We start from the raw sequence: 13,609 nt of genomic DNA, 5'->3' as shown, positions 1-13,609 counted from the left end.
CCTTTAAATCAGGCTGAATATCCACCACCAGTTTTTCTTTATCATATACAACAATATTTTTTGTTTTTCGGGCACATCAAATTCCTGTATTTTTAATGGACATCTTCTCACTACAGGATCGTTCAGTAGTTTCCTACAATACACTTTTCTCTCACTCCTGTCTGTCATTTTACCTCTTTCCTTCAGTCCAACTAATATAACAAACCATGTCAGCCAGTTCAATTGCTGCTCAAAACAATACTCTTTTCTATTTTTGAATTCTATCTCTGCATGTTCTATTATTTTCTTACACGATTCCCATCTTCCCTCTCGAAATGATTTCGAAATAGAATCTGGATTATACCAGTAATGATAAATTCCGGCTTCTTCTTTATAGTAAAATTTTTGTGTACATAAAATCACTTTTGCACTGAAAAGGATGTCTTCACTAAACTTAATCTCTTCGAAAAAAAATATCTGATTTTTCTTCAAAAAATCCGTTCTATACAATGCTCCCCATGCCCCAACAACAGGTCCCAAAGTTAATTGCCTCGTAGCCAGCAGTCTTGGATATATTTCTTGTAAAATTCTCTTTCTATCATAAATTCCTCCCTGCATTTCTCTTACTGTTTCCACTCGACATGGAACATTTCTTTCCATCCCTGGCCATTCTGTCCGAAATGCTCTATATCTGACGAAATCTACCTGATATTTCTGCGCCAGCTCATAGAGCTGCTGCAGACCGTCTTTTTCCAGCCAGTCATCACTGTCCAAAAAGAAAATATATTTTCCAGTTGCCACTGTTATTCCCCTGTTTCTTGCAGACGCAAGTCCTCCATTTTTTTTATGAATCACTCGCACTCTTCTATCTTTTTCCGCATATTGATCACATAAAACCGGACTCTGATCCGGTGATCCATCATCAATCAATATGATTTCTATATTTTCTACCGTTTGATTCCGCACGCTGTTTACACAACGTTCTATGTAGGCTTCGACGTTATAAACGGGGATAACAACAGATATTATCGGCCTATTCATTTTTCTTTTCTCCTGTTATTTTCGCTAAATATTCTTCTGCTTCTTTCCTCTCTTTCTGCAGGATGAACTCGATCCTTTGCCAGTTTATCTTTTTTGCTGTCTGCAGTTTTTTCACATGATCCATCTTCCTGTCCTCCACTCCAAATACTTTCAATAAATCATTCACCCGCGTATTGATACGTTCTTTTCTTTCGATCACAAAAAATTCTTTATGGAAAATTATTGCAAACACTGTTGCATGAAATGAATTAGAAACTACAGCTTCCGCATTTAAAATTAAATTTACAAATTCCAACGGCCCAATATCTGCACATACTTTGTCACAGATTTCTGTTTTAAAAACCGACCAGATCTCTGTTTTTGTTTTTTTAGAAATTTTTTCCGCAATTTCCTCTGCCACGCAGTTTTTATCAAAATCATAAAGCAGCACATACTTTTTATTCGTCTCTGTTTCCGGCAATATTTTTTTCCACTGACACTGTTTCAGCAAAAAAACGGGATCACAATTTCTTTGAGACTGAAGTCCCATTTGCTTCACCAATGCAGCTCCTGTCTGCTCTCTGACCGAAACAGCATCAAAGGATTTAAGCCATTCCTTCATACGCTGTCGGTCTTCTTCTTTTAACGCATCAACTGCAAAACTCGCCGCATACGATGCCCTTCTTCCCTTTTCCGTAAATTGCAGAAAGAATGCAGGATCTTTTCCATTTGGAAAGATTGGATTCCATATCTGATCGCTCCCTGCCAGATACAGGTCTGCTTCTTCTATATTTTTTAGTTCTTCACACGTTCTATATGTTGTATCTGTCAGTTCTAACGCATTTTTCCGGAAAGCATCAAATCTATATTTTCTTTTACTGAATAATTTTTTTATTCTTCCTGGCATCTTCACCAGCAAATAAATCTCTCGAATTCCTGCCCTGTCATATTCTGGATTATTTACCGCTTTCAGACTATAATGCCTGCTTAGGTAGTCCGGCTTATAGTCAATAATTTTCACCTCATGACCGCAGTCTTTCAAATATTGCATTAATGCATATGCCTGTAAGCTTGCGCCTGCATTATATACATCATAGCAAGTGATAATTCGTATTCTCATTTCTATCCTCTGCAAATACACTCTATTTTGTTGATTTCCTGCCTGTTAGAATAATCCTTTTTCCTGCACTCCTGCACCAGCTTTTCAAGCCGCTTCGGTTCCCGTAATATTTCACTGATTTTTTCTCCACACGCTCTGTTTTCCAGCGGCACTATGATTCCATCTATTCCGTTTCTCAGCTGACTTTCTGCTGTTGGATATCCCGTAATAATCACCGGTTTTCCAAGCATTTGAGCTTCCCTTACAGCTACACAATTCCCCTCATATCTTGATGGCTGCACATAAACATCACACGCCCTGATATATGGATATGGATTCTCTTTTTTCCCCAGAATTTTTACATATTGTTTCATTCCTGTCTCACATATTCTTTTACGGATTTGCTTTTCATTTTTTCCAAAACCAATTAAATACCAGGTTACTTCCAATCCATTCTGCCTGATTTGCCGACAGATATCCGGCACATTATCAAAATTTTTAGCATAGCAGAACCTGCCAATTGACAATATTTTTATCCCCGATGCATTCATTTCTTTTTCCACCGAAAAACTTTCTGCCTGTCTTTTGATGAGCTGTTCCGGCAAAATATTTTTTATCAATATAATTCTATTTTTTAATGTAGGAAATTTCTTCAAAAATTCTTTTGTAACTGCCTCTGAGATAGATGCGATATAATCATATGCCTTCCACATTTTTGTTTCGGATAAAATATCAATCTGCACCTGGGAATAGTCCGTATGGATCCATGCGATCTTTTTCTTGGCATTTACTTTCTTCGTTACAATATAATGTGGTGTCAGAAAACTTACCGCCAGATCATACTCCTTTTGGGGTTGTATTCGCGGCATAAAAGGGCTGGTATATTTATAGCTATATTCTAAGTTCACATCACTGTCTCGGTAATTATGCTTATGATCATAAATCACCGCCGCTGTTTTTCCATATAGCCTTGCCATTGTTAATAAAACATGTCCCTCTTTTAAAGTTGCCTTCATTGGGTGCGCCAAAACTGTATACGCAGCTTTTTGCGGAAGCAGATGGACTTTATCCGGAATCGCATCCATTAATTCTCCTTCCTGACGAAGCAAAAAAAGATCTATTTCCCATTTGCTTTCATCCAGTGCTTCTAAAAATCCTATCAGACTTCTTTCCGCACCACCCAATTCCAATGCATGTGATACAATTAACATTGTTCTCTTCATATTCGAAACCTCTTAAATACATCTACTCCCCAAATCCTATGAATCGGTCTTGTTATCTTCCCTCGTAATTTTTGTGCTGTGTTCATCCAGGATGCCGCATACCAGTGAATAGAAACCGTATCTGCTGTTTTTTCCAGCTTTCCCGTTGCACTGTCATATGGATTCAAAACATTCACCGGATACACTGCCGCTTCCCATATTTTTTGTTTCTGCCCATTCTGTTTTAAGCCTAATGCGGTCAATGCTTTTGTATTCAGTTCCGGACACATTCTTACTCCATTCTTTCCATCCAGCAGCACATCATATTCCTTCAGCATCGCCCGAAGCACTGCTCCATGCGCAGCGGATCCAAATCCCAGTCCCGTATTTACATACCGCTTATTTTCAAATCCGAAATATGCATCTTCCTGCAATAGCTTTTCCAGTGGCCGAATCACTTCCACGTCTGTATCCAAATAGATCCCTCCATACTTTTCCACCGCCCAAAGTCTGACATAATCGCTTAAATATGCATATTTTTTTTCCGCATAGCACATTCGTGTATATCCATTCATGTCTATGTCAAAATTTTCTTCATTCCATTCGATCATTTCATAGTCCGGGCAATACTGATGCCAGCTTTCTATGCACTTTAAAGCCAATCGGGATTTCTTCCCTTTCCCAAACCAACAATAATGTATTTTCTTCGGTATCATGTATCCATCCCTTTCTATCACATCTTTTATTCACTGGCTATCATTCCTGCATTGCTTTCTAATTTTCTTTTATGAAAATAGTCATAGACTTTCTCTGGCAAAATTCCCACAAGAATTGGCCGCATCGTATATAGGTATCCGCTTATCGGCAGCCCCAGTTTTCGGACCGCTATTCCTTTTACGTAGGCCTCATTTATTCTGTATCGAAGCTTTCTTCTCTTATATGCTGCTCTGTCATCCCGCATGAGATAAAGCTGTTTTGGAATATTTTTACCTCTGTATCCCGCCTCATACATTTTTATCCATAAATGATAATCTTCTACCCGTAAAATACTTTTTTTCTCTGTGTATCCATCCACTGCATCGTATGCTTCTTTTCTTACCATACATGGTGCATGGCAAAACGGAGATCCATACAGAAAATCCTTTTTCTTTGGATATTCCGGATGACTTATCTTTCCCCATATTCCTGTTTGATCAAAATATCCCATATCTGTGCTTACGATTGAAATTGTTTTCTCTGTTTCCAATGTTTCATATTCAGCCGCAAATCGTTCCGGCAGACAGATATCATCCCCATCCATTCTTGCAATGTACTTTCCTTTGGCCGCTTTCAGACATCGGTTCAAGGTATAATTAAGTCCCCTGTTTTCTCTGTTTCTCAGTAAGATCATTTTTTCCGGATATCTTTTCCTATAAAGCTCTGCCACTTCGTACGTTGCATCGGATGATCCATCATCGCACATAATCAACTCCCATTCTTTCATTGTCTGGTTTAAAATCGATTCAATTGCTTCTGACAGCGTATCCGCACAGTTATACATTCCCATAATTACACTGATCTCTGGATTTTTCATATAAGCCCCCATATAAAATGCATCTGATAATAAAAGAATCCAATATATCCCAAAACAGCAGCACTTTTTATAATTTTCGCCGAATTCTCTGTAAAAATATTTTCCATTTCCCAGGGAAGCAAAATGGACGCAGAATACACAGATCCATAAGAAATCAGCCGTCCTATGAATATACCGGAAGTTTTCATCGATACAACTGCAATTCCACTTGTTAGGATTGAGAAGTTTGTCATAATGTTAACTACCGGGTTATCCGCTTCTTTGATCTGCCTGCGTCCAACCACAGAAAAAATCATAGGAATAGAATAGACGAATACTCTGATTGGATTGGTTCCATTATCCTCCCACTCTTTCCAGTCCGTTACCATATTAGAATACTGTGTATTTGACAGCGCATCGTTCATCCCATCTGTAAACCTGTTTACAAATATCAGTATTAAAATGCATCCTAAAATACACAGCACACTCTTTTTATTCCATGCTTTCCCCTGCACAATAAAGATAATCGGTACCATAAGAAGCGCTGACGCATGGAACGTTGCCCCTAACAGGATAATTACTGTCAGTGATACATATTTTCTTTTCAGAAGCAATGGAAATCCCGCCATAATAATTGCAATTGCCAAAAACTGGCGAATACCATTCTGACACCAGGACATGTAATCCGTTCCTGCAACAAAAATAAATATACTCATCCAATAGTTTTCACTATATTTCCGGTAGATAAATGCCATGCATAACATTTGTATTGCAGCTATGATCAGAAAAAAACAAACAGATGAATTTCCAATAAAGCTTTTTAAAACCACCATGAAAACGGAAAAACCTTTATCTTTTTTTATTCCCTGAAGATAGAATGGGAGCTCAGCTAGCCTATTCGGTGCTTCGCTGAAAACTCTCCGGTATGCATAGGTGTCTCCAAAATTATCAGATCGTAATGCTGCTGCTATTATGTACGGAATCACCAGCAGCACCGCCGGTGCCATCTGCCATCTTTCTTCGATCCTTCCCATAACGATCTCCTGCTTTTTCGGCAGAAATCTTGTCAGAATTATCCCTGCTGTCAAAATCCAAATTAATTGAAACCAATAGTTCGTTATGGACATCTTTCACATCTCTCCTTTTGTTTTACTAAAAGTCTCTTTTTTCATCCCCTCGCAGACTCTGCACTGTTTTCTCCACCACAACTTCTTTCCGAAACTCTCTCTCCATCTTCTCTCTCCCCGCCTGTCCCATCTGCTCTCGTTCTTCTCTGCTGCAATGCAGCATCTCTTTCATTGCGTCATACAGCATCTCTTTATTTTTTACCTCAACCAGCAGACCGCTTTTCCCATTTTCTACGCTCTCCCTGCACCCCGGAATATTGCTTGTGACGACTGGGCGGCCTGTGGCGGCGGCTTCTAAAAGGACATTACTCATTCCCTCATGGTAACTGGGGAGCACTACGCAGTCTGCTTCTATGTAAAACGGACGTGGATCCGACTGAAAGCCGTAGAAATGGGCGATGCTGTGTTTTTCCAGTTCTTTTACCTGCTCTTTGTATTCATCTTCAAAAAAACCAACCAGATCAAGGACAAAGTTTTCGTTTTCTTTTTTCAGATGCCGGACAGCATAAAACAGTTCGTCGATTCCTTTTTCTTTCATAATTCGTCCAAGATACAGGAAATGGATTCGTGTGTGCTTCGGATAAGGCTGCATTTTGTATCTTTCCAGATTAATTCCTGCCCCGGCCAGGACGATCTGGCGATCGGCGGATATGATTTTTCTTTTACAAAATTCACTGGCATTTTCTTTGTTTTCAAAAAAGACGTATTTCACTTTTTGGAACGCTTTTCGATATAAAATTGTAACAAGCCCAGTTAAGACTGGTTTTTGAAATGCTGTTCCCAACCTCTGTACATTGGCATAATACGGAATTTGCTTTTGGCCGCTGAGCAGGCCTATGTAGATATTCGGTTTTATGGAATAGGTGAGTATAAGATCTGGTTTCACTTTTTTCAGCAGACGCTCATAATCCCATAGCAGCTTTGCTTCCGTAAATGGATTCACCCCACGGCGGTTCATGGATATTGGAATGCACTGGATTCCCATGTTCTGGAAATCTTCTTCATGCCCGACAAATGGCATCGCCAGAATTACTTCATACTCTTTCTGCAATGCTTCCGCCAGTTCTCTTCGAAACTGCCAGAACATATACGAATGGTTTGTTACAATCAGAAGTCGTTTTTTCATTGCTCTTTCCCGTTTCATGTAATATCCCGCATCATTTAATTACTTATTTCATTATTTCTTTTGCAAATTATATCATCTTCCCATTAATATGCAATTACTTTTTTCATTATTTTCCAGTAATTTTCTTTCGTTTTCGACAGCCTCCACTCTGCTTTTACTTTTTTCTTCTCTCTTCCCCATTTACTGCCATCTGTTTTCCATCATTCCCTCATGAATTCCATCCTGCCGCAGTACCGCGCCGGCTGTCTTACAGAGGCATTCGAGATCCATTCCTAATGCAATGTGATGCACATAATATCCGTCCAGTTCCGCTTTCTCCCGGATCGGAAGTTCATCCCGCCCATGGATCTGTGCCCAGCCGGTGAGGCCCGGACGGACGCTGTTTGCGCCGTACCGCTCCCGCTCAGAGATCAGATTCTCCTGATTCCAGAGCGCCGGACGCGGACCGACGAGCGCCATGTCGCCTTTTAAAATATTGAAGAGCTGCGGCAGCTCATCGAGGGATGTTTTCCTGAGAAAGCGTCCGACTCTTGTGATAAAGAAATCGGGATGGTTCAGCAGATGTGTCGGCATATCATGCGGCGTGTCGATACGCATCGTGCGGAACTTGTATATGTAAAAATACTGCCCGTTCCGGCCCACCCGCTTCTGCCGGAACAGCACCGGTCCCGGAGAATCCAGGCGGACTGCAATGCCGACTCCCAGCAGCAGCCACGATAATGCTGCCGTTCCCACAAGCGCCAGCAGACGGTCCAACAGATTTTTCAGATACTTTTGATAAACTCCTTTTTTCTTCTCCCTCATGCTTTTCCTCCCTGCTCCCTTGCTGTCCGGTCACTGTTCCGGCGTTCCTTCTCTTTCCCATAGCCGTACTTTCCGTAACCGTAACCATATTTTCCATACCCGTAGCTGCCATAGCTGCTGTATCCGTAGCCCGTCGTGCCCTCCTGCACGCCGTTCAGCACATAGCCGCAGACCGGAATCTGCGAATCCTCGAAAAATTCCAGCGCGCGCCGGACTTCCCGGTCTTTCGTTGTTCCCTGATGTACCACGAGAACTGCTCCGTCGGCAATTCCGCCGAACAGTGCCGCATCCGAAAGCACTCCGCACGGCGGCGTGTCGATGATCAGAAGATCGGCCTCTTCTTTCAGGCTTTCGATCATGGTCTTCATCCGTACCGAGCGCAGCAGCCCTGCAGGATTCTGCGTGCTTCCCGCTCCCGGCAGGATTTTCAGCGTCAGATCCCGGCAGTCGGTAAGTGCCTCCTCCCAATCCATCTGTCCCTTCAGCACGGCAGCAATTCCACGCTCTTTCCGTCCGATCAGTCCCATACACTTCATCACCGAAGGATTCCGCAGATCTCCGTCCAGCAGTACTACGCGGTATTTCTTCTTCGCGAACGCCTCCGCCAGGTTCACGGCAACCGTCGTCTTTCCCTCCCCCGGCACGGCACTCGTCACAAGAAGGACCGGGCAGTCACTTTTTCCGATTATTCTGTCCTCCATCCTTGTCCGGATCAGCTGCACCGCCTCTTTGAAGGCATCCGGCACTTTTGGATTGCAGATGGTAATGGTCTGTTCCTTTACGCTGCTTCTTTTTTTGATCTTCGCCTGCGGCAGATTTCCAAGGAATGCCGCATTCGTCAGCTTCTTAATATCATCCGCCCAATGGATGGTTTTTCTTGTTCTCACATAGAGGAACAGCAGCAGGAAGGCCGCTGCAAGTCCTGCTGCTGCACCATACGTGCCGGCCCGCAACGCATCCTGGCTGTTAACCGGCACTGCCGGAACACCGCTTTCATCCACCACCGTCAGTGTCGTCGCACCAATGATATACTCTGCCACCTCCGGATAATTCGTGATAACGGATTTCATCACCCGATACGCCGTCTCCGGTGACGCGTCCCGCACACGGATAGTAAAAAGATTGGTATTTTCCATCACGCTCGCCTGAATTTCTGATGTCACCGCCCCGATTCCAAGATCCCGCGCTACAACATCCTTCAGTACGCCGCTTGTCACAAGATACGGAAAGGTCTTTCCAAGCTGCTCTGCCGTTACATTATCGTAATAAGAATAACCGACCGCACGGTTCGATCCGACCACGAACGATGTATATGCCTCATAAACCGGCTGATACCGCAGCTTTGCCGTCAGAAAGGAGCCGCCTCCTGCAAGGATTACAAGTGCCAGCACACCAAAGAAAAATTTCTGGAACGCCTGGAAATACTCCGCCAAAAAGGCGATCAGATCTATTTTCTCTGGTTCCGCTGCGGAATAGGTTTCATACGTTTCTCTGTTCATGCTCTTTTGCTCCCTCTCATCGTTCTGCCCTGCTATAGGCGCCGTATCCGTAACCGTAACCATAGCTGCCTCCGATCCGCTCGCCGAATCCCGGATAAACATTGCCGAACACACAGCCGATGACCTTTTCTTCTTTCTGGTTCAGCGCGTCGATGGCATCGTTGATGTCCCGTGTCAGCACGCCGTCCTGCCGAACGGCAAGAACCGCACCATCAGCCAGCTCCACAAGCTCCTCCGCATCCGCGGCCGCGCCCATCGGCGGCGTATCCAGAATAATATAATCCATGTTTGTCCGGCACGTATCCAGAATCCGCCGGAAAATTTCACCGCCGACTGCTTCCGACGGTTCCTCCAGCCGTTCCCGGCAGATGCCCATGTAAACATTCGTATCCTTGTATTTTTCAAAAACGCTGGACGCCGACTCCTTTCCGACTGCTACCTGTCCGAAATCTTTTCCGGCCTTTTGCGGAAGTTCAAAAATCTTATACAGCGCCGGCTGACGAAAATCACAGTCCAGCAGAAGGACACGGTTCTGTTCCTCTGAAAGGGCAAGCGCCAGATTGGCGGCAAGCGTTGACTTTCCTTCATTTTCCGCCACACTGGTCACCAGCAGCACTTTTCCCCCTCTCCGGTCGAGTCTTCCGCGCACACGGGAAGCAATGCGCTTCAGGGATTCCACATAGGGAAAGCTCCGCGCCGGATTCGTGATCAGCATGGAGCTGTTTTTCCTCTTTTTTTCATGGTACACGGTTCCCAGCAGATCCGCATCAATCTTGCGGCCAAATTCCGTTTCATTTTTGACGGTATCCCGCAGAAAGGAAAAGAAGCCCACCAGCGCCGCCGTACCAAGCGCTGCCGCCAGAAATGCCATTGCAGCGTACTTTTCCGTCGGAATCCGATTCGACGGATTGTCGGAAACCTGCGGCTGCTGCAGTGTCTCCAATACTACATTGGGAATAATATAATCTGAAATGGTTGTGTAATTCTTCAGCACCGACCGCAGTACCCGAAAGGCTGTTTCCGGCGAATCGGCTGTCACGGAAAGCTCCATTAAATTGGATTCCGGCACAATTGAAGCGCTCATGTCCGCCGGAAAAGATGAGCATCCCAGCTCCTCCATCACTTTTTTCTTTAAAATATTGTTTTCCAGAATCGCCTGAAATTTCTGCGTCATCTCATACGTCGAAGAAAGGCTCGATGCTGCATTTGCATTCTCGCCGCGCCCCATCACGGCAAACGTGGTTTTCACCGTGTACTGATCCCGATGGACTGCCGTCAGCACCGTGTAGGTTATCATCGCCGCCGAACAGGCAATCAGAAGGATGATCCACCAGTTTTTTGCCATATCACACAGAATGCTCCGAAGATCCCAGTCTGCTTCGCCGTTCTGTCCGTTTCCTGTTCTGTCGTATTCTCCCATCTGGAACCTCCTCATTCATTGACGCAGACAATCAGGCGGATGGAGCTTGTCTGTCCCTCCTCCGATGTCACAGTATACGTTACTTCATAGACACCTTCCTTTCCGGTGTCAACCGGATTCTCTATGGAAAGTTTTTCTTCCCCAAGGATCTTGTCTTCCGCGGAAACCGCGTGAAGTTCATCGTCCTCTCCTTTTTCATACATCATCTGATCCACATTCACCTGCTCCAGATAATCCTTCGGATCAAACGCCTGCTGCAGTTCCAGATGGATCAGATACTCGCTTAAAGTAATCTGCGGCTTTCCGCTCTCCTCGGCCGGATCGTAGAGTTCCACCGTCACCGGAAGACTCGTCACATCCCCGGCACGGTTGGCAGCAGAATACGTTACCTGATACAGCCCGGGCGTGCTGCTGATCTCATCCTGATACGAGAGCCGGATGCGGTCCGTAATCGTTCCGTCCAGACAGTCCTCTGCGGAAAGTCCTTCCGTCAGGTCATCTGCATTCACACTGAACCGGAGCGGCCCATCCAGGGAAAAGACCGGCGATGTATAGTCGTTATAGACCATTTCCCGTTCCGCGTGGGTGACATTGTTGTCCGAATCAAAGGCAACGATGCTGATTTTCCGCCGCCCTTTTTCGATAAAGTTGGAAATATGTTCTACCGCAAGCGAATCCGTCACATCGCCGTCCTTCGCATCGTACGCCGTCACGCCGGACAGAAGCTCCGCCTCATCCGCGTGGATACTGACCGAAATTTCACTGTTATCCATCGAAATCTCTGGCCCTTTCCCGTCTTTTCCGGTTCGCTGCCGCATCAGGCACCCGCCAAACGCGAGCGATGAGGCAAGAAATAAAATCAGAACAGCCGCTCTCATTTTGTGCATATCCTTTTGATGTCTCCTTTCGTTTTTCAGACAAACCAGCGTCTTTTCCGCCTTCGTTCCGGAGACGGCTCATACAGAACCGGCCGGTTCTCCAGAATTCTCCTCGGATTTACCTTCAGCAGAAGCTCCGCATACGATTCACCGTACCACTCCGACAGAAATTCCCGGATCGGTCTCATGTTCGGTGTCCGGTAATTGACGCGGTGGGCATCGCTTGCCGCACAGCCTGCCAGACGGTTTTCCAGCAGATACTGTGCTGTCCGCTCTGCTTCTTTTCCAAATCTTCCAAATACACTTCCTTTGTTCATCTGCAGAACTGCGCCCATTTCCCGGAACTCATACAGAAGCTCCGGCGAATCCTGCACGCAGAAATACCGCTCCGGATGTGCCAGCACCGGGATCTTTCCCATGGCCGGAAATTCCATCAGCCGCCTTCTGATCCCGTCCGGTGCCATGTCAAACGGCACCTCGATCAGATAATAGCGGCTTTCATGAAGCGGTATCAGCTTTCTCTCTTTGATTTTTTCGTTAAGCGGCCCGATGCTCATAATTTCCATGCCGCGCACCAGGCTGATCGGGATGTGTTCCTTCCGGATTTCCTGTTCCAGACGGTAAAACAGCTCCAAAAGCTGCTCCGAATCGTAATTGACATACCCATCCTCCACGCCCTCGATTCCCGTCTGGTTTGCATGCGGTGTCACAGCAAGGATACACACTCCGCTCTTTGCCGCAATTTCCGCCATCTCAAGGGATGTGGACAGATTCGGGGAACCGTCGTCAACCCCCGGCAGAATATGTATATGAAGGTCCGTCATGCTTCTTTTCTCCTTCGTACTGATATTCCGGCACCATTCTCTTTACCCTCTCGCAGATGTCCGGACATTCGTTTTCCGCCGCCCGCTCGAGTTCTTTCATCTGTTTTCGGAATACCGTCTCATCAAAAGCAATCTGCCGGCCGATAAAAATGCGGGTGTTTTCTGTCGTCTGCATCCCCTCCTCATTCATCAGCAGCTCCTCATACAGCTTTTCGCCCGGCCGCAGGCCAATGTACTTGATCTCGATTTCCACTCCCGGCTCATACCCGGAAAGGCGGATCATGTTTTTCGCAAGGTCCGCAATTCGGACAGGATCTCCCATGTTCAGGACAAAAATCTGGCCGTTTTTCGCATACGCGCCCGCCTCGAGCACCAGACTGACCGCCTCCGGAATCGTCATAAAATAACGGATGATGTCCGGATGCGTCACCGTCACCGGCCCGCCGTGCTCAATCTGGCGGCGGAACAGCGGAATGACGCTGCCGTTGCTGCCAAGTACATTTCCAAAGCGCACCGCCGCAAACTCCGTGGTGCTGTGTTTTCCAATCATCTGGATCACCATCTCGCAGAGCCGTTTGCTCGCTCCCATGATGTTCGTCGGATTGACCGCCTTGTCTGTCGAAATCAGAATAAATTTTTTTACGTGATACCGGCTTGCCGTGCGCGCCGTCTTTAAGGTTCCGATCACGTTATTTTTGATCGCCTCGTTCGGACTGTCCTCCATCAGGGGCACATGCTTGTGCGCCGCTGCGTGAAAGACGATATCCGGCCGGTAACGGGAAAACATCGACTGCAGCCGCCGTTCATCCCGCACCGAACCGATCAGCACCGTCATGTGAAGCCTCGGGAACTCCCATTCCAGCGATTTCTGGATCTGGTATGCATTGTTTTCATAAATATCAAAAATGATCAGATGACCGACACCGTGGCCAGCTAACTGTCGGCAGATCTCGCTGCCGATGGAGCCTCCTCCTCCCGTCACAAGAACTGCTTTCCCCTGGACATAATCGAGAATCGCATCGAGATCGACGCGGACCGGATCCCTAGGCAGCAAATCCTCAATTTTAATTTTTTTTCTG

The 13,609-nt window shown here is 45.6% G+C and carries 12 protein-coding genes and 1 pseudogene; all 13 read right to left on the bottom strand.

What is annotated here, in order from left to right; genetic code table 11:
- Window positions 1–3: 3 nt before the first annotated feature.
- Window positions 4–1,020, bottom strand: a complete 1,017-nt coding sequence (locus tag DWX32_RS03995) for a glycosyltransferase family 2 protein (RefSeq protein WP_055220466.1) — start codon at window positions 1,018–1,020, stop codon at window positions 4–6.
- Window positions 1,013–2,119 (bottom strand): polysaccharide pyruvyl transferase family protein, encoded by a 1,107-nt coding sequence (locus DWX32_RS03990; protein ID WP_118600894.1) that lies wholly within the window; start codon window positions 2,117–2,119, stop codon window positions 1,013–1,015. The genes DWX32_RS03995 and DWX32_RS03990 overlap by 8 nt, the downstream gene beginning before the upstream one ends.
- 2 nt (window positions 2,120–2,121) lie before the next feature.
- Entirely contained in the window at window positions 2,122–3,321 is a 1,200-nt protein-coding gene (locus DWX32_RS03985; RefSeq protein WP_118600895.1) for a glycosyltransferase, read from the bottom strand.
- Window positions 3,318–4,016, bottom strand: a complete 699-nt coding sequence (locus DWX32_RS03980) for a glycosyltransferase family 32 protein (protein WP_199671268.1) — start codon at window positions 4,014–4,016, stop codon at window positions 3,318–3,320. The genes DWX32_RS03985 and DWX32_RS03980 overlap by 4 nt, the downstream gene beginning before the upstream one ends.
- 26 nt (window positions 4,017–4,042) lie before the next feature.
- The gene (locus DWX32_RS03975) at window positions 4,043–4,873 is read right to left on the bottom strand and encodes a glycosyltransferase family 2 protein (RefSeq protein ID WP_118600897.1); all 831 of its coding nucleotides are present in this window, start codon (window positions 4,871–4,873) and stop codon (window positions 4,043–4,045) included.
- Window positions 4,870–5,886 carry an EpsG family protein gene (locus DWX32_RS03970; RefSeq protein WP_158579550.1) on the bottom strand — a complete coding sequence of 339 codons (1,017 nt, stop codon included), beginning with the start codon at window positions 5,884–5,886 and terminating at the stop codon, window positions 4,870–4,872. The genes DWX32_RS03975 and DWX32_RS03970 overlap by 4 nt, the downstream gene beginning before the upstream one ends.
- Before the next feature lie 118 nt (window positions 5,887–6,004).
- The gene (locus DWX32_RS03965; protein WP_118640344.1) at window positions 6,005–7,105 is read right to left on the bottom strand and encodes a glycosyltransferase family 4 protein; all 1,101 of its coding nucleotides are present in this window, start codon (window positions 7,103–7,105) and stop codon (window positions 6,005–6,007) included.
- A gap of 180 nt (window positions 7,106–7,285) precedes the next feature.
- Complete coding sequence (locus tag DWX32_RS03960; protein WP_118640343.1) at window positions 7,286–7,909, bottom strand: sugar transferase; 624 nt, start codon at window positions 7,907–7,909, stop codon at window positions 7,286–7,288.
- Window positions 7,906–9,408 (bottom strand): polysaccharide biosynthesis tyrosine autokinase, encoded by a 1,503-nt coding sequence (locus DWX32_RS03955; protein WP_158576264.1) that lies wholly within the window; start codon window positions 9,406–9,408, stop codon window positions 7,906–7,908. The genes DWX32_RS03960 and DWX32_RS03955 overlap by 4 nt, the downstream gene beginning before the upstream one ends.
- Before the next feature lie 16 nt (window positions 9,409–9,424).
- Window positions 9,425–10,828, bottom strand: coding sequence for a polysaccharide biosynthesis tyrosine autokinase (locus DWX32_RS03950; protein WP_158576263.1), 1,404 nt, complete (start codon window positions 10,826–10,828; stop codon window positions 9,425–9,427).
- An 11-nt stretch (window positions 10,829–10,839) separates the two neighbouring features.
- Window positions 10,840–11,715 carry a DUF5011 domain-containing protein gene (locus DWX32_RS03945; protein WP_118640340.1) on the bottom strand — a complete coding sequence of 292 codons (876 nt, stop codon included), beginning with the start codon at window positions 11,713–11,715 and terminating at the stop codon, window positions 10,840–10,842.
- A 26-nt stretch (window positions 11,716–11,741) separates the two neighbouring features.
- Window positions 11,742–12,530 (bottom strand): tyrosine-protein phosphatase, encoded by a 789-nt coding sequence (locus DWX32_RS03940; protein WP_118640339.1) that lies wholly within the window; start codon window positions 12,528–12,530, stop codon window positions 11,742–11,744.
- Window positions 12,493–13,605: pseudogene (locus DWX32_RS03935) on the bottom strand (UDP-N-acetylglucosamine 4,6-dehydratase family protein); the annotation flags it as partial. The pseudogene DWX32_RS03935 and the gene DWX32_RS03940, both read right to left, overlap by 38 nt.
- Window positions 13,606–13,609 lie beyond the last annotated feature (4 nt).

Origin of the sequence: Blautia sp. AF19-13LB (assembly GCF_003479105.1) — a bacterium.
Lineage (GTDB): Bacteria > Bacillota > Clostridia > Lachnospirales > Lachnospiraceae > Fusicatenibacter > Fusicatenibacter saccharivorans.
Note: the sequence above shows the minus strand (reverse complement) of the source record. Positions and strands in the feature narration are given on the sequence as shown.